The sequence below is a fragment of the Haladaptatus salinisoli genome (assembly GCF_020614375.1).
Taxonomy (GTDB): Archaea; Halobacteriota; Halobacteria; order Halobacteriales; family Haladaptataceae; genus Haladaptatus; species Haladaptatus salinisoli.
The window spans coordinates 360,267-375,457 of sequence record NZ_CP085330.1; the positions used below are offsets into that span (position 1 = coordinate 360,267).

Consider the following 15,191-nt stretch of genomic DNA (forward strand, 5'->3'; position numbering starts at 1 on the left):
AGCAGACGCCGAAAGTTCCTGATCCCTTTCAGTTCCCCCAACAGTACCTGCCATCGTAGCCCACTCCCTCCCAGCCGATTCCCTCACCCACTGCGTTCGTTCGTCATCCCTCGCGCGACAGTCAGACAGACCCTCGGACGACCGTGTCCTCGGGCTCGTGGCTGATGCGGTTTGGGCGGGGGCTTTCGGCGTCCGCATCACTGCGGTAGTGTTGCGAGCGTCGCTGTGCACAGCGTCGAAACAGAACCGACTCGTAGCGATGGGGACGTCCCACCGTCGCTTTCCTCCCGTCGGAAACTCACTCCCCGCCCTTCGGGAGGTGGTCGAACAGTTCCGAACTCGTCCCGAACTTCAGCACGTTCGTCACGACGCTGTTCCGGATGTTGTCCACGACCTTCCCGTGTTCCTTGTAGAACTCGTGAATCCACCGCGACTCGGCCTCCCGGGTCTGGAACATCATCACGGATTTCCACTGGTACTCGCCGTCGGAGAGGAAGTAAAAGAGCGTGTTCTCGTCGTTCTGGATGTACTCCATCGCCTCCCGCCACCCCTCCGCGAAGTGCTCGGGGTTGAACTTGAACTCGAAGAGCGCGAAGATGAAGTAGGCCTCGTTCGGGATAACGGCCTCCCGGAAGACGCCGGCGTTCCGCATCTTCCGGATGGATTCGCTCACCGTCACGTGCGAGACGTCGATGTCGTACTTCTCCGCGAGCACTTCCGTGAGGTTTCGGGAGGATATCTGGGGGTCGTGCGCCAGTTCCTGGAGGATGGCGATGTCGCGCTCCTTGAACTCCCAGTCCGGTTCGTCCTCGGTCATACTGCGGTCTACGAAGGACATCGTTTTAGTTCCGTACGATGTTCGCCCGCGGTTCGCGTGTCGCCGTCCATCGTCAGAGCAGGCGGTCGGAGATGATGTTCTTCTGAATCTCGCTCGTCCCCTCGTATATCTTCGTGATGCGGGCGTCGCGGTAGTATCGCTCGACGGGATGGTCGGTGACGAACCCCGCGCCGCCGTGCACCTGAATCGCCTCGTCGGCGACGTCGACCGCGTGCTCGGACGCGAAGAGCTTCGCCATGCTCGCGAAGCGGGTCGCCAGTTCGTCGTCGCCGGAACCGACGTGGGACGCCGCGCGGTAGGTCAGCGACCTGGCGGCTTCCACGTTCGTGGCCATCTCGGCGACCTTGTGACCGATGGCCTGGTAATCCTTGATGAGTCGGCCGCCCTGCTCGCGCTCGTTCGCGTAGTCGACGGCCTCGTCGACGGCGGCCTGCGCGACGCCGACGGCCTGCGAGGCGACGCTCACCCGCCCGGACGCGAAGAAGTCCATGAGCTGGTAAAATCCCTTGTCCTCCTCGCCGATGACGTTCTCGGTCGGGACGCGAACGTCGTTCAGGACGATTTCGGCGAGATCGGACGCGCGGATGCCGAGCTTGTTGTCTATCTTCGTGGGTTCGAACCCGTCCGTATCGGTGGGGACGAGGATGGCGCTGATGCCGCGGTGCGGCGGTTCGGCCTCGGGGTCGGTCTTCGCCATGACGACGGCGACGTCCGCGACGGTGCCGTTCGTTATCCACATCTTGTTCCCGTTGATGACGTACTCGTCGCCGTCGGTCTCCGCGACGGTCTCGATGCCGGCGACGTCCGAGCCGTGACCCGGTTCGGAGATGCAGCTACAGCACGCCGACTCGCCGCTGGCGATGCGGGGCAACCACTCCTCTTTCATCCGCTCGTCGCCGTACTTCCGAATCATGTTCGAGCCGAACCCGCGGCTCCCGATGGCGCTCCCGATGCCGCCGTCGGCGCGCCAGAGTTCCTCGGTGACGATGATGGACGAGAGGGTGTCCATCCCCGCGCCGCCGTACTCGACGGGGATGCTCGGCGCGACGAAATCGTACTCGGCGGCCTTCTCGACCAGTTCGTGGGGGTACGATTTCTCCTCGTCGTGTTCGCGCGCGACGGGTTCTATCTCGTTCTCGCCGAACTCGCGGACGGCCTGCCGGACGGCGCGGTGTTCGTCTGAGAGTTGGAAACTCATACGCCCACCTTTGCGTTCCATTGTTTAGTATTTTTCCGATATTGGAAACTAAGTTAACAGTCGTCCCCGAGGGCCGCGAGCGAGTCCGCGTTCCGGGAGCGGTGACGAACCGCGCGAGATACGTTTTTCCCTTCCGCGCTCGATATGGAACCATGCCAAACGAACCGCTCTCCGCCCTCGAATCGCAGGTCGGAGCGACGAACCGAACCGTCGAGGGGTTTCGGGTGGAAGCCGGGAAAGTAGCGGAGTTCGCGCGGGCGATTCGCGATCCGCACCCGACGTACCGCGACCTGGAAACCGCACGCGAAGCGGGCCACCACTCGCTTCCCGCGCCGCCGACGTTCACCCGGTCGTCGTTCTTCCCCCGGTACCGCCCGCCCGGCGTCGACCACGACTTCGGCTTCGACCTCGGCTTTCGACGCGAGTACGTGCTCCACGGCGAACAGCGGTTCCGGTACGAGCGCCCGCTGCACGTCGACGACGAACTCTACGGCGAGACGACGCTCGAGGACGTCTTCCAACGGGAGGGGCGAAGCGGCGGGACGATGACGTTCGCCGTCCTCAGAACCGACTTCTACGACGCCGACAGCGACGCCCTCGTCCAGTCGGCGTGGAACACCCGCATCGAGACGGACGGCGCGCCGACGGGAGAAAGCGCCCCGGCGCGCGGCGAAATCGACGCCCCGGAGGACGCCGCGCCCGCCGAAGACGCCGCCGACCTGACGGTCGGTGCGGTCGGCCCGACGGTCGAAACGTCGCCGCTGGAGCGCCGGGATTTCGTCCGATACGCCGGGGCGAGCGGGGACTTCAACCCCGTCCACTACGACGAACCGTACGCGACGGACGCCGGTCACCCGAGCGTCTTCGCCCAGGGGATGTTCAGCGCGGGCGTCGCCTCCCGCCTCCTCCGGGAGTGGTTCGGACTCGGCGGACTCGAGTCCTACCGGACGCGGTTCACGGCGCGCGCCTTCCCGGGCGACACACTCTCCGCGCGCGCCGAAGTTCGGGAGATAGCGGACGCGGGCGACGAGGGTGCGGACGAGCGCGGCGGTCGGCGCGTGACCGTGGCGCTCGAAGTCGTCGCGGACGACGGTCAGAAGGTCGTCGACGGCGACGCGACCGCGGTCGTCTGATCACTCGCCGAGGTAGGCGGTTCGGATGTACTCGTCCCCGCGGAGGGTCTCGGGGTCGCCCTCCCGCTCGACCTTCCCGTTCTCCAGGAGATACACGCGGTCCGCGTGGTTCATCGTGAACGTCACGTTCTGTTCGGCGAGCAACACGGTCACCCCGGCGTCCCGAATCTCGTCGAGGCCGTCGCTGATGTCGCGGAGGACGACGGGCGCGAGTCCGAGCGTCGGTTCGTCTAAGAGGAGGACGTCCGGGTCGCCCATCAGCGCCCGCCCGATGGCGAGCATCTGCTGTTCGCCCCCGCTCATCGTCCGGGCGTTCTGGTCGGCGCGCTCCGCGAGCACCGGAAAGAGGTCGTAGACGAACTCCAAACGGTCTTCGACGCCGTCGCGGTGACGGTACGCGCCGAGTTCGAGGTTGTCCTCGACCGAGAGGTGGCCGAAGAGGTCGCGGCTCTCCGCGCAGTGGACCAACCCGTCGGCGACGAGGTCGGCGGGGTGGTGGCCGGCGACTTCCCGGTCGCGGTAGGCGACGCGCCCGTCGTAGTCGTGGAACCCGGAGACCGTCTCGACGAGCGTCGTCTTCCCGGCCCCGTTCGGGCCGATGACGCCGACGATTTCGCCGTCGTCGACGCGCGCGGAGATTCCGCGGAGCGCGGCGACCTCGCCGTACGAGACGCGAACGTCCTCGACGGATATCAGGTCGCTCACGAATCGGCACCCCCGAGGTAGGCCTCCTGAACCGTCTCGTTCTCGCGTATCGCCTCGGGCGTCCCCTCGGCTATCTTCGAGCCGAACTGGATGACGACGGCGCGGTCGATGAGCGAGAGCAACCCCCGCATGTTGTGGTCGACGACGACGAGCGTCACGCCCTCGTCCCGGAGCGAGCGGAGGAGGTCGGACAGTTCGCTCACCTCCCCGCTCGACAGTCCGGCGAACGGTTCGTCGACGAGGAGGAGGTCGGGGTCGGTCGCCAGCGCCCGGGCGAGTTCGAGGCGGAGGAGCCCGGCGTGCGGCAGTTCGTCCGGGGAACTGTCGGCGCGGTCGCCGAGTCCGACGCGCTCGCAGATGTCGGTCGCGCGCGACAGCGTCTCGCCGCGCAGTCCCGAGAGCGAGAGGATGCGGTCGGGGGTGAGCGCGATGGCAACGTTTTGGCGGACCGTCCTGTCTCGGAAGGGCCGGAACGACTGGAACGTCCGCGCCATCCCGCGCTTGACCATCTCGTAGGCGGGTTCGCCCGTGACGTCCTCGCCGCGATACCGAACGGTTCCGGCGGTGGGCGGATACGCCCCGGTGACGCAGTTGAACGTCGTCGATTTCCCGGCCCCGTTCGGCCCGATGAACCCGAGTATCTCGCCCTCCTCCACCGCGAACGAGAGGTCGTCGACCGCGGTGAGACCCCCGAACTCCTTCCGGAGGTCGTCGAGGACGAGGATGCCGTCCGATGGACTCCGCTCACCGCTCACGGTCGCCACCTCCGATTCGGTCGAGCGCCTCTCGGTAGGCGTCGAGAACCTGCTCCGTCGGCGTCCGGCCGCCGTCGGCGACCGGTTCCGGATTGTCCACGACGACGCTCCGACCCCGTTCGATGCCCCAGCGGAGGAGACCGCCGGGCAGGAAAAAGAGGAGCGCGAGCGTGACCAGCGAGAACAACAGGAGGTCGAGGGAGGCGACCTGCACGTTCAACACCGGGACGGTCGCGCTCACGTTCGAGAGCCACTCCCGAAAGAGGCTGAAGAACAGGCCGCCGACCGCCGCGCCCGTGATGGTTCCCATCCCGCCGACGATGGTGGCGATGATGACCTCGATGCTGACGGACATCACGAGCAGTTGGCTCGGTTGTGGTTTGCCCGCCGTGTGCACGAAGACCGCGCCCGCGAGGCCGCCGACCGCCGCGGAGAGCACGAACGCGAATATCTTGAACTTCGCCGGGTTGATGCCCGCGGCCGCGACCGCCTCCTCGTCCTCCCGGATGGCCGTGAAGACGGACCCGGCGTCCGAGCGCGTCACCGCGAGCAGGACGCCGAGGATGGCGACGAACAGCGCGAACGCGACGTAGTAGTCCGCCATCGTCTGGGCCGTGAAGCTCGACGCCGGAACGAGCGGGTCGGGACTCGGAAGCCCGAGTTCCCCGCCGAACGTGTCGCTGAACACGATGAACAGCTGGAGCAGGATGAGGGGTGCGACGAGCGTGATGAGCGAGAGGTACGGACCTTCGAGGCGGAGCGCCGGGACGCCGATGAGAACGCCCGCGAGCGCCGCGGCGACCGTTCCGAAGAGTATCGCCGCGACCGGGGGGACGCCGAATTCGAGGTTTAGCAGCGCGGAGCCGTAGCCGCCGACCGTGAAGAACAGCGCGTGACCGAAGCTTATCTGACCCGTGTAGCCGGAGACGGCGTCCCAACTCATCGCGAACATGGCGAAAAAGAGCGCGACGGTGAGCGTGACGACGGCGAGGAGGCCCTGACCGCGACCGAGGACGACCGGGAGCAAGAACGGCGCGAGCGCGAGGACGACGAGTCCCGCCAGCCCGAACACGTACCGCGGCGCGAGCGAGCGGACGGAACCGAAGTTCCGGGAGTCGACATCTTCGCTCATCGAATCACTCCTCCAACTCCCGTCCGAACAGCCCCTCCGGTTTCACGAGCAGGATGACCACGAGGACGACCAGCGACGCCAGCCCGCTCAGGCTCGAATCCACGTACGACACCGTGAACACCTCGAGGAAGCCGATGATGTACGCGCCGACGAGGCTGCCCCGGATGGAACCGATACCGCCCAGGACGACGATGGAAAACGAGAGCACGAGCGGTTCCCGCCCCATGGCCCAGTCGGCGGTCTGTATCGACCCGAGGAAGACGCCCGCCAGTCCGGCGAGCGCGCCCGCTATCATCCACGTGTAGAGGTACATCCTGTCGGTTTCGATGCCGACGAGCGACGCCCCGCGCGTGGACATGCTGGTCGCCAGGATCGCCTTGCCGGTCCGGGAGTAGTTCACGGTGGCGAAGAGGACGCCGATGACGACCCACGAGAGCGCGAACGCGAGCACGCGATTCGACTGGACGCCGCCCGCGACGGCGATGTGGCCCGCGAACAGCGACGGGATGGCCTGCGGCTGGGTGCCGACGAGTATCTTCACCACCTCCTCGACGACGATGGCGACGACCAGCGTGAGTATCATCACGGTGATCGGGTTGTCCTGCACGCGGCGTATCATCACGAGGTACAGCGCGGCCGCGAACAGGGCCGGTACGACGAGCGCGGCGAACGCCCCCACCCAGACGTTGAGTTCGATGACCCTCGTTACGAAGTACGCCGTGAACGCTCCGACGGTGATGTTCGCGCCGTGGCTGAGGTTGAGGACGCCGCCGACGCCGAAGATGAGCGTGAACCCGATGGCGACGAGCGCGTACAGCGCGCTGATGAGCACCGCGTTGACGACGGTGTTGAGAACTCCTGCCATAGCGAACTCTCACACCCATGGCGGCTTCTTGTACGACCCCGTCGCGATGTCCGACGGCCAGATGGGCTTTTGGACGCCGCTCTGGCCCTCCTTCTGCCACTGGAGCCACATCGGCCACGCGGCGTCCTTCCCGTAGACAACGTCGTGCGGGTACTTCTCGCCCTTCCCGTAGTACTTCAGCGTGCCCGTGGTGCCCGTGTACGTCGACGATTCGAGCTTCGGGATGACGTCGCCGGCCTTCCGCGAACTGGCGCTCTTCACGGCGGCCGCGTACTGCTTGACGGCGTCGAACGTGATGTAGCCCGTGTACACCGGGTACTTGTCGTACTCCTTCTTGTAGCTCTCCGCGAACGGGACGGTCTTCTTCGTGACCTTCGAGGTGGGGGTCGCGGAGTTCTGCGTGAGCGCGTACCGACAAGCGCCGCTCACCGAACCGTAGTAGGACGGGAACTGCATGGGAACGTGGATGCCGCCGAACTCGAACTTCCGTTGCTGTTTCGCCCACTGGACGACCGCGGCCGTCCCGGTGTGGGCCATGACGACGTAGGCGGCGTCCGCGTTCGCGCTCTCGATGTCGTCGTAGATGGGCGAGAAGTCCTTCGTTCCGCTCGCGTACCGCTTGTTGAGTGGAACGTCGACGCCGGTTTTAGAGAGCTGTTCGCCCAGCACCTTCGTCACCGGCTTCGTCCACGCGTAGTCCTCGGCGAGGACGGCGACGGACTTCCAGCCCATCTTGTCGAACTGCGACTTCGCGAAGTCGACCATGTTGACCCCGAGGAAGTGGGAGTTCACCGGACCGGTTCGGAAGAAGTACTTGTACTTGTCGTAGTTCTGCGCGACGCGCTTGCTCGCCTCCGGCGTGGCCGCGCCCGACCCCATGTGGACGGTCTTCTGTTGGGCGATGGAGTCCATGAGGTTCAAGAGCACCTCGCTGGTGAACACGCCGGTCGTGAAATCGACGCTCTGCCCGACGGTGAGGTTCTGGTACTTGGATTTCCCCGTCGAAGGGTCCTCGTGGGTGTCCTTGACGATGACCTTCACGTCCTCGCCGAGAACGCCGCCGTCCTCGGTGAGCTGTTTGGCCGCTAACTTCGCGCCGTTGGCGATGGACGCGCCGATGGGGTTCTTCGTCGGTTCGGGCGCGAGCACGCCGACTTTGATGGGTCCCGATGGGCCGCCGCCCCCGCTTCCGAGGCACCCGGCGAGCCCGACGGTTCCCGAGACGCCTGCCGTTTTCAGCACCGACCGACGAGAAAACAGCCCGGATGTTTTCGTTGTTTGATTGACAGGGCTGTTCTTCTTATTCTGGGTCGGTTTCCCGACGCCTTGGTTACTATCGTTAACCATCGTCTGTGTTGCCTATTGCAGAGATACATCATAAATATGCGGGTTGGTAGCACTCGGCCCGACGGAGGACGCGACCGACCTTCGCTCGTCGCCGGCGTCCGAAAAGCGGGCGAGGGGGTCGGCGTTCGCCTACACGTCCGGCGATTCGTCGATGCGCGGGACGCCGGCCGCGGTGATCGTCTCGCCGACGAGGTAGGAACTCGCGGGACTGGCGAGGAACTGCGCCACGTCCGCGATCTCGTCCGACGTGCCGATTCGGCGCTCCACGTCCTCGCGGTCGACGTCCTCGGCGGAGACGCCCATCTGCGATTCGAGTCCCGGCGTGGCGACGAAGCCGGGTGCGATGCAGTTCACGCGCACGTCGTCGCCCGCCCACTCGAACGCGAGCGTCCGCGTGAGGTTGATGACGCCGGCCTTCGCCGCGCCGTAGTGGCTCATGTACGGCGACCCGCGCTGTCCGGCGACGCTCGCCAGATTGATGACGGTGCCGCCGTCGCCAGCGCGCATGTGTTCGCCCGCGACCTGCGTGCAGTGGTAGGTTCCGGTGAGGTTGATGTCCACGATGGTCCGCCAACCGTTCGGGCTGATGTCGTCGAACCCCGCCATGAAACTCGCCCCGGCGTTGTTCACCAGACAGTCGATGCCCCCGAACTCCTCGACGGTGGCCTCGACGAGCGCCTCGACCGCGTCCCTCTCGGTCACGTCGCACTCGACCGCGAGGGCGTTCTCGCCGATCCCCTCGGCCACCGGGTCGACGTTCCCCTGCTCGCGCGAGCAGACGACGACGTTCGCGCCCTCGCGCGCGAACTGCTCCGCTATCTCGCGCCCGATACCGCTCGACGCACCGGTGACGACGGCGGTCCGTCCGTCGATGGAGAACCGGTCGTTCATCGCGGCCTCCGATTCGAACTCTTCGTTATCATCGTTAATTCGATTCCCTTGTTCCTCGCCATCGTTAATAAATACTCGGCTCCGTCGAATCTCCGTTAAGGTAATGTGTGATACCACCGCACATGGGGTATGGACGTACCAGCAGCGCTCCGCTCCGTGCCGGCGGGGAACGCCGCCCGCCTCTTCGAAGCGACCGCCGACCGCCGCGGCGACCGCGTCGCGGTCGAGATGAACGGCCGCGAACTCTCCTACGCGGATATCGCCGAGCGGGCGGCCGCCTTCGCGGGAGGACTCCGCGAGCGCGGATTCGAACCCGGCGACCGCCTCCTCCTCTACCTCCCGAACTGCCCCGAGTACGTCGTCGCGGTCCTCGGCGCGCTGCGGGCGGGGGTCGTGGTCTCGCCGGCCAACCCGCAGTACAAGGCGCGAGAACTCACCCACCAACTCGAAGACGCGGACGCTCGAATCGCGGTCACGCACCCGGCGCTGGTCGACACCCTCGCGGACGCGTGCGCGAAGACGAACCGTGACCCGACGGTCGTCACCGTGGGCGGGACCGGCGACGGCGTCGCGTTCGGGGACGTGACGGGAGACCCCGTGCTCGTCGAGCGCGACGCCGACGACACGGCGATGCAACCGTACACCTCCGGAACGACCGGCCGACCGAAGGGCGTCCTCGTCACGCACGAGAACCTCCGCGCGCAGGCGTTCTCCGGCTTCCGGTTCACCGAGCGGTCGCCGGATGAGCAGCGCGAACTCGCCGTCCTCCCGCTGTACCACATCACCGGCTTCGTCCACTCGACGTGGCAGTCGCTGGTGCGGGGCGGGACGGTTCACCTCTGGAGTCCCGCCGACTGGGACGCCGACGAGGTGATGCGGACCGTCGAGGAGTACGAGATAACCGGCTTCGTCGGCGTCGCCGCGATGTTCGTGGACATGGTGAACGCCGACTCGTTCGGCGACCGCGACCTCTCCAGCCTCGACACCGTGAACGAGGGCGGCGCGAAGATGCCGGTGGCCGTCCAGCGGGCGTTCGAGGAGACCGCCGGAGTCGAGATGACCGAGGGGTACGGGCTGACCGAGACGACCGCGGCGACGCACACCGGCGTCGGTTCCACCTTCGGCGCGAAACACGGCTCCATCGGACAGCCGCTCCGGATGACCGACTGCAAGGTGGTCGACGACGCCGGCGAGGAGGTTCGCCCCGGCGAGACCGGCGAACTCCTCGTGCGCGGCCCGCACGTGATGAAGGGCTACCACGACCGCCCGGACGAGACCGCCGCGGCGTTCACCGACGACGGCTACTTCCGAACCGGCGATATCGCGCGCCGGGACGACGACAACTACTACGAGATCGTCGACCGGAAGAAGCACACGATAAACACCGCGGGCTACAACGTCTATCCGAGCGAAGTCGAGGAGTTGCTGTTCGAACACCCGGACATCGCCGACGCCGCCGTGGTCGGCGTCCCCGACGAGCGCCGGAACGAGACGGTGAAGGCGTTCGTCGTCCGCGCACCGGAGGGCGACCTAAGGGCGGAAGCGGTTCGGGAGTTCTGCCTGTCGAACCTCGCGGAGTACAAGCACCCGCGGGAGGTCGAGTTCGTGGACGACCTCCCGCGAACCGCGAGCGGAAAGGTGCGGAAGTTCGAACTCGTGGAGCGCGAGGCCGACCAATGACCGACTACGACGCGGTCTTCTGGGACGTGGGCGGCGTCCTGCTCGACGTTTCGTCCGTCCGCGAGGCGCACGCGGCGTTCGTCGAACGACTCCTCGCGGAAAACGACGTCGAGGCCACCGCCGACGAATCGCTCGACGTTTGGCGGAGCGTCGTCGGTCGGCACTTCCGGGAGCGCGACGGAACCGAGTTCCGGTCGGCCTGCACGGCCTACGGGTTGGCCGTGGACGAGGTTCTCGGCCGGGACGTTCCCGACGACGAGTGGTATGCGCTGTTTCGCGCGACGGTTCGGGAGCACCTCCGCCCGAATCCGGGCGCGCGCGAGGTCACCGCGCGACTCGCCGACGCGGGCGTTTATCAGGGGATCGTGAGCGACGTGGACGCCGACGAGGGCGCGTTCATCTTGGACCACCTCGAAGTGCGCGAGCACGTGGACGACGTGACGACGTCGGAGGCCGTCGGCCGGACGAAACCCGACCCGGCGATGTTCGAGGCGGCGCTGGAGAAGAGTCCGGTTCCCGCCGACGGGACGGTGATGGTCGGGGACCGGTACGAACACGACATGGCGGGGGCCGCCGAACACGGCATCCACCCCGTGAGCCACGGCGCGGAAGACGGTCCCGCGGTCGAGCACGTCGTGGACGACCTCCGGGGCGTGCTCGCGGTCGTCGGCGTCGACGACTGAGCGCGCCGAACTTGGTCGAGTCGACGCGCCGGTCGAGTCGCTACCTCCCCTCGAAGTCGGGGGTTCGGCCTTCGAGGAAGGCCTCGACCCCCTCTTCGTGGTCGGCCGTCTCGAAGACGATGCCCTGCGCCGTCGCCTCGTCCGCCATCGCCCGGTCGAGGGGTTTGTCGAAGCCGTCCTGGACGAGGCGTTTCGCGTGACGGAACGCGACCGTCGGCCCGTTCGCGATTCGGTCGACGAGCGCGTCGACGCGCTCGTCGAACTCCTCGTCCGGGTAGACGTGGTTGAAGAGACCGAGGTCGGCGGCGCGCTCGGCGTCGCACACCTCGCCGGTGTAGACGAGTTCCTTGGCGACGTTCTCGCCGACGATGCGCGGCAGTAGGTACGAGGTACCCGCGTCGACGGTGAGGCCGACCCGCCGGAAGACGAACCCGATGCTCGCCGACGAACTGGCGAGTTGGAGGTCGCAGGCGATGGCGAGGTTCGCGCCCGCGCCGACCGCCGGTCCGCCCACCTTCGCCACCGTCGGATACGGACAGTCGACGACCCGGGACATCGTCTCGCTCGTGGTGCGTTCGAGCGCGGCGACGGCGTCGTCCAGCGACTCGTCGCTTTCGAGGCGTTCGCGCATCCGCTCGATGTCCCCGCCCGCGGAGAACGCGCTTCCCCGTCCGGCGACGACGACGCACCTGACGTCGTCGCGACCCTCGATTTCGTCGAGGTGGTCGCGGAGGGCGTCGGAAACGCCCCGGGTGAGCGCGTTCCGGGCGTCCGGTCGATTCAACGTGAGGGTGGCGACCTCGTCGGTCACGTCGAGGGTGACGGCGTCGGTCAACGCGACCACTCCGTGCTGTCGGGTAGCATACGCCACCATTGGCGTACGAAGGAATAAAACTTCGCCGCTTGTCGCACCATCGTTCGATATTTCGTCCTGAATCTTTCCAACGTTGTCCGGAAGGCGAAGATTTACCGTCGCGGCCGCACGATTACGAGCGAGATGACGAGCATCCATTCGGAGCGGCGGCGTCGCGGCCGCCACCGTCGGGAGGGGTCGGCGTGACCGAACCGGAGTCGTTTCAGGCGTTCATCGACGCTCACGGGTACCTCTCGTGGCTCGACCTCCGCGTCGAAACCGTCGAGGAGGGCTACCTCGAGATGCGGATTCCGTACGACGAGAAGCTCCTCAACCCCGTCGGGAATCCGAAGACCATCCACGGCGGCATCGCCGCGACGCTCGTCGACACCGCGAGCGGGTTCGTCCTCCGGACTGTCTTCGACGACCCCGCGAACGCGCGGCTGGCGACGACCGACCTCAACGTCTCGTACCTCCGGCCCGCGAGCGACGACCTCCTCGCGGAGGCGACCGTCGTCCGCGCCGGAAACTCGATGGGCGTCGTGGAGGTGACGGTCCGAACGACCGACGCCGACGGTGAGCCGACGGAGGCGGTCGTCGGCCGCAGTTCCTATCGGCTCTTTCGCTGAACGATTCGACGATGACACACGAAATGTTCGAACTCGACGGTCGCGTCGCGGTCGTCACGGGCGGAACGCGCGGCATCGGTCGCGCCATCGCGCGGGCGTTCGCCGACGCGGGAGCGGACGTGGTCCCGACGTCCCGGAGCGAGGATGCCGTCGACGCCGCGGTCGCCGACGTCCGCGACCGAGGGGCCGACTCGTTCTCGTGCCCGGTCGACGTCGCGAACGAGGACGACGTCGACGCCCTCTTCGAGCGAGTCGAGGCGGAACTCGGCGGCGTCGACGTGGTCGTCAACAACGCGGGAATCAATCCGGACGCGGCGCTCGGTCGCCCGGAGGCGGTCGACGCCGACGCGTTCGACGAGACCGTGGAGGTCAACCTCGGCGGCGCGTTCCTCTGCGCGAAGCGCGCCGCCGAGCACCTGCACGACGCCGGCGGAAGCGTCGTCAACGTCGCCAGCGTCGGGGGACTCGTCGGACTCCCCCGCCAGCACCCGTACGTCGCGTCGAAGCACGGACTCGTCGGACTGACGCGGAGCATGGCGCTCGATTGGGCCCCCGAGGTTCGCGTGAACGCCGTCGCGCCCGGCTACGTCAGCACCGAACTGACGGACGACCTCGAAGCGAACGACCGATTGCGCCGGTCCATCCTCGACCGAACGCCGCTCGATCGGTTCGCCGACCCGGAGGAGATCGCCGGACCCGCGCTCTTTCTCGCCAGCGACGCGGCCTCGTTCGTCACCGGAAGCTGTCTGACCGCGGACGGCGGGTGGACGGCGCGTTGAATCGACCCGAGCGACGCGCCTCGAGCGGGCCGGAGACTCGGTACGCTAATGAAGATCCGAGGGGAAACGTCACGAACGAGTATGTCTCGCCGACGGTCGAGTGCGTCCCGGTGGCAACTTCTGATGGTGGCCGGAAACTGCGGCGTCCTGCTCGGTCTCGCGCTCGCGGTGTTCGCGTCGAAACTCACCTTCCTCTGGGCGTCGCTTTTCAGCCTCGTTCTCGTCGTCGTCGCCGCGTACGATTACCGGACGAGCGAGGAGTACCGCGCGTCGCTCGACCTCGGGGACGAGTCGGACGAGGAGTAGGGCGGGGCGGAACGCGGTTCGGCGGAGTCACCGTCCCCACGTCCACCGCGCGTCGAGCACGTACCGATACAGCCCCGTGAGGCCGATTGCCCCGGCGTTCGCCACGAGGTAGGGGATGCTGCGCCACGTCACGAGAACGTAGAGGACGCCGAGTTGGAGGGGGATGGCGCTCCCGCGGACGACGTTCGTCTTGAGCAGTCCGACGAGGTACGAGACGCGACCCACGTTCCGGGTCGCTCGAAACGTCCACGCGTCGTTGAGAACGTACTGGAAGACGATGGTGAGCTCGATGGCGAGGAGCGCCCCCAGGAGGTAGTCGAGTCCGCCGTGTTCGACGAACGTCCAGAGGAGCGCCGTCTGCACCACCGAGGCGACTGCGCCGACGACGACGAACCGCCTGAGTTGCGGCGCGACCGGTCCGCTGAGGAGGTTTCGAAGGAACGCGCGGAACATCAGCCGTCTCCCTCCTGTTTCGCGGCCTCGCACCGGTTCGGGGCGGTCGACGTGATCGTATCGGTATCGACCCGCCCGTCGTCTCGGCGTGCGTCGGTGCGCGGCGCGTCCACGACGTACCATTTCGGCGTTCGGCTACTGAAAGTTCCGGCGTCCGTCCGCGGGCGCGGTTCCCGACCGGGACACCGGCCGGAGGTTTCTCCCGTGCCGAGAGCGAACCGGGTGCCGACGGGCGACGAGCGCGTCGGGAGAATCCAACGATGTCACCGGACACGTCTTCGATGCAAAACGACCGACTCGACCGAATCGAACGCGGTCTCGACCTGCTGTTCTCGACCGAGATAGCGAAGGAAATCCTCGACAGCGTCGACGTCGAGGCGCTCGACCGCGGAGCGAGCTTCGACGACGCGGTCGAGTACGAGCGACTCGGCGAGCTACTGGGTCGCGCGCTCGGACGCGGTCTCACGAGGCGGTTGCTCGACCGCGTCGCGAACGACCGCTTCGTCACGCGCGTCGTCGGTAGTTCGGTCGCCGGGCGACTCGGCGGGATGGCAGTTCGGGAACTGCTCGACCGAACCGACCCTGAGGAACTGCTGACGTGGCTCGCCGATTTCGGCGGTGCCACCGACCGGGAGTCGTTCGACGACGCGATTACCATCCCGGTCGAGAGCGACGGGCGCGAGTGAGAGGCCGCACGCCGCGGACGAAAGCTCGGTGCGGCGGTGTCCCATCGCCGCACCGCCACAACGCCTATTCGGTTCCCTCGGGTATCGATTAGTATGGTACGAGCCTCGACCCTAGTACTTCTCGCGGGAATCGTGCTCCTGTTCGTTCCGATTCCGCCGATCGCGACGATTCTCGGAATCATCGTCATCGTCCTCGGCGTCGCACTGCGGTTGCTCACCGACCGCTAGCGGTCGGTCGCCGGTTCGGCCGAGGGCGAC

18 protein-coding genes are annotated in these 15,191 nt (G+C 67.0%); 8 read left to right on the forward strand and 10 right to left on the reverse strand.

Annotated features, from left to right (window positions below; genetic code table 11):
- Positions 1-298: 298 nt before the first annotated feature.
- Positions 299-817: an Lrp/AsnC family transcriptional regulator gene (locus tag LIX00_RS22335; RefSeq protein ID WP_227356727.1), complete on the reverse strand. Its 519-nt coding sequence runs from the start codon at positions 815-817 to the stop codon at positions 299-301.
- Between the two features lie 73 nt (positions 818-890).
- Entirely contained in the window at positions 891-2,036 is a 1,146-nt protein-coding gene (locus LIX00_RS22340) for an acyl-CoA dehydrogenase family protein (protein WP_227356728.1), read from the reverse strand.
- 152 nt (positions 2,037-2,188) lie between these two features.
- On the opposite strand from LIX00_RS22340, the gene LIX00_RS22345 reads away from it, so the two are divergent.
- Positions 2,189-3,169 (forward strand): FAS1-like dehydratase domain-containing protein, encoded by a 981-nt coding sequence (locus tag LIX00_RS22345; protein WP_227356729.1) that lies wholly within the window; start codon positions 2,189-2,191, stop codon positions 3,167-3,169.
- On the opposite strand, the gene LIX00_RS22350 is transcribed toward LIX00_RS22345, so the two are convergent.
- From LIX00_RS22350 to LIX00_RS22375, 6 genes are all read right to left on the reverse strand, one after another.
- The gene (locus LIX00_RS22350) at positions 3,170-3,874 is read right to left on the reverse strand and encodes an ABC transporter ATP-binding protein (protein WP_227356730.1); all 705 of its coding nucleotides are present in this window, start codon (positions 3,872-3,874) and stop codon (positions 3,170-3,172) included.
- Positions 3,871-4,629, reverse strand: a complete 759-nt coding sequence (locus LIX00_RS22355; protein ID WP_227356731.1) for an ABC transporter ATP-binding protein — start codon at positions 4,627-4,629, stop codon at positions 3,871-3,873. Before LIX00_RS22355 ends, LIX00_RS22350 begins: the two co-directional genes overlap by 4 nt.
- A complete protein-coding gene (locus LIX00_RS22360) occupies positions 4,619-5,761 on the reverse strand; it encodes a branched-chain amino acid ABC transporter permease (protein WP_227356732.1) in 1,143 nt (380 codons plus the stop codon). The genes LIX00_RS22355 and LIX00_RS22360 overlap by 11 nt, the downstream gene beginning before the upstream one ends.
- A gap of 4 nt (positions 5,762-5,765) precedes the next feature.
- Entirely contained in the window at positions 5,766-6,626 is an 861-nt protein-coding gene (locus tag LIX00_RS22365; RefSeq protein ID WP_227356733.1) for a branched-chain amino acid ABC transporter permease, read from the reverse strand.
- Positions 6,627-6,635: 9 nt separating this feature from the next.
- Positions 6,636-7,868, reverse strand: coding sequence for an ABC transporter substrate-binding protein (locus LIX00_RS22370; protein ID WP_227356734.1), 1,233 nt, complete (start codon positions 7,866-7,868; stop codon positions 6,636-6,638).
- 234 nt (positions 7,869-8,102) lie between these two features.
- Positions 8,103-8,864 (reverse strand): SDR family NAD(P)-dependent oxidoreductase, encoded by a 762-nt coding sequence (locus LIX00_RS22375; RefSeq protein ID WP_227356735.1) that lies wholly within the window; start codon positions 8,862-8,864, stop codon positions 8,103-8,105.
- 129 nt (positions 8,865-8,993) lie between these two features.
- On the opposite strand from LIX00_RS22375, the gene LIX00_RS22380 reads away from it, so the two are divergent.
- Together LIX00_RS22380 and LIX00_RS22385 are read left to right on the forward strand one after the other, a co-directional pair.
- Positions 8,994-10,544 (forward strand): class I adenylate-forming enzyme family protein, encoded by a 1,551-nt coding sequence (locus tag LIX00_RS22380; protein ID WP_227356736.1) that lies wholly within the window; start codon positions 8,994-8,996, stop codon positions 10,542-10,544.
- Positions 10,541-11,227, forward strand: coding sequence for an HAD family hydrolase (locus tag LIX00_RS22385; protein WP_227356737.1), 687 nt, complete (start codon positions 10,541-10,543; stop codon positions 11,225-11,227). The genes LIX00_RS22380 and LIX00_RS22385 overlap by 4 nt, the downstream gene beginning before the upstream one ends.
- A 40-nt stretch (positions 11,228-11,267) precedes the next feature.
- Here the strand turns inward: LIX00_RS22385 and LIX00_RS22390 are convergent, their stop codons facing one another.
- Entirely contained in the window at positions 11,268-12,101 is an 834-nt protein-coding gene (locus LIX00_RS22390) for an enoyl-CoA hydratase/isomerase family protein (protein ID WP_227356738.1), read from the reverse strand.
- 182 nt (positions 12,102-12,283) lie between these two features.
- Here LIX00_RS22390 and LIX00_RS22395 point away from each other — a divergent pair, with 182 nt between their 5' ends.
- The 3 genes from LIX00_RS22395 to LIX00_RS22405 all read left to right on the forward strand — a co-directional run bounded on the left by LIX00_RS22395 (position 12,284) and on the right by LIX00_RS22405 (position 13,794).
- A complete protein-coding gene (locus tag LIX00_RS22395; protein WP_227356739.1) occupies positions 12,284-12,709 on the forward strand; it encodes a PaaI family thioesterase in 426 nt (141 codons plus the stop codon).
- Between the two features lie 11 nt (positions 12,710-12,720).
- Complete coding sequence (locus tag LIX00_RS22400; protein WP_227356740.1) at positions 12,721-13,488, forward strand: SDR family NAD(P)-dependent oxidoreductase; 768 nt, start codon at positions 12,721-12,723, stop codon at positions 13,486-13,488.
- An 81-nt stretch (positions 13,489-13,569) separates the two neighbouring features.
- The gene (locus LIX00_RS22405; protein WP_227356741.1) at positions 13,570-13,794 is read left to right on the forward strand and encodes a hypothetical protein; all 225 of its coding nucleotides are present in this window, start codon (positions 13,570-13,572) and stop codon (positions 13,792-13,794) included.
- Between the two features lie 27 nt (positions 13,795-13,821).
- On the opposite strand, the gene LIX00_RS22410 is transcribed toward LIX00_RS22405, so the two are convergent.
- Positions 13,822-14,247: a GtrA family protein gene (locus LIX00_RS22410; RefSeq protein ID WP_227356742.1), complete on the reverse strand. Its 426-nt coding sequence runs from the start codon at positions 14,245-14,247 to the stop codon at positions 13,822-13,824.
- Positions 14,248-14,507: 260 nt separating this feature from the next.
- Between LIX00_RS22410 and LIX00_RS22415 the strand changes: the two genes are divergently transcribed.
- Positions 14,508-14,933, forward strand: coding sequence for a hypothetical protein (locus tag LIX00_RS22415; RefSeq protein WP_227356743.1), 426 nt, complete (start codon positions 14,508-14,510; stop codon positions 14,931-14,933).
- 93 nt (positions 14,934-15,026) lie between these two features.
- The gene (locus LIX00_RS22420; protein ID WP_227356744.1) at positions 15,027-15,161 is read left to right on the forward strand and encodes a transporter; all 135 of its coding nucleotides are present in this window, start codon (positions 15,027-15,029) and stop codon (positions 15,159-15,161) included.
- The last annotated feature ends 30 nt before the right edge of the window (positions 15,162-15,191 follow it).

What these genes read in the sequence shown, in the direction of transcription:
- LIX00_RS22335 (WP_227356727.1), bottom strand. Translation starts at nt 817, where the DNA reads ATGACCGAGGACGAACCGGACTGGGAGTTCAAGGAGCGCGACATCGCC.
- LIX00_RS22340 (WP_227356728.1), bottom strand. Translation starts at nt 2,036, where the DNA reads ATGAGTTTCCAACTCTCAGACGAACACCGCGCCGTCCGGCAGGCCGTC.
- LIX00_RS22345 (WP_227356729.1), top strand. Translation starts at nt 2,189, where the DNA reads ATGCCAAACGAACCGCTCTCCGCCCTCGAATCGCAGGTCGGAGCGACG.
- LIX00_RS22360 (WP_227356732.1), bottom strand. Translation starts at nt 5,761, where the DNA reads ATGAGCGAAGATGTCGACTCCCGGAACTTCGGTTCCGTCCGCTCGCTC.
- LIX00_RS22365 (WP_227356733.1), bottom strand. Translation starts at nt 6,626, where the DNA reads ATGGCAGGAGTTCTCAACACCGTCGTCAACGCGGTGCTCATCAGCGCG.
- LIX00_RS22375 (WP_227356735.1), bottom strand. Translation starts at nt 8,864, where the DNA reads ATGAACGACCGGTTCTCCATCGACGGACGGACCGCCGTCGTCACCGGT.
- LIX00_RS22380 (WP_227356736.1), top strand. Translation starts at nt 8,994, where the DNA reads ATGGACGTACCAGCAGCGCTCCGCTCCGTGCCGGCGGGGAACGCCGCC.
- LIX00_RS22385 (WP_227356737.1), top strand. Translation starts at nt 10,541, where the DNA reads ATGACCGACTACGACGCGGTCTTCTGGGACGTGGGCGGCGTCCTGCTC.
- LIX00_RS22390 (WP_227356738.1), bottom strand. Translation starts at nt 12,101, where the DNA reads ATGGTGGCGTATGCTACCCGACAGCACGGAGTGGTCGCGTTGACCGAC.
- LIX00_RS22400 (WP_227356740.1), top strand. Translation starts at nt 12,721, where the DNA reads ATGACACACGAAATGTTCGAACTCGACGGTCGCGTCGCGGTCGTCACG.
- LIX00_RS22405 (WP_227356741.1), top strand. Translation starts at nt 13,570, where the DNA reads ATGTCTCGCCGACGGTCGAGTGCGTCCCGGTGGCAACTTCTGATGGTG.
- LIX00_RS22410 (WP_227356742.1), bottom strand. Translation starts at nt 14,247, where the DNA reads ATGTTCCGCGCGTTCCTTCGAAACCTCCTCAGCGGACCGGTCGCGCCG.
- LIX00_RS22415 (WP_227356743.1), top strand. Translation starts at nt 14,508, where the DNA reads ATGTCACCGGACACGTCTTCGATGCAAAACGACCGACTCGACCGAATC.
- LIX00_RS22420 (WP_227356744.1), top strand. Translation starts at nt 15,027, where the DNA reads ATGGTACGAGCCTCGACCCTAGTACTTCTCGCGGGAATCGTGCTCCTG.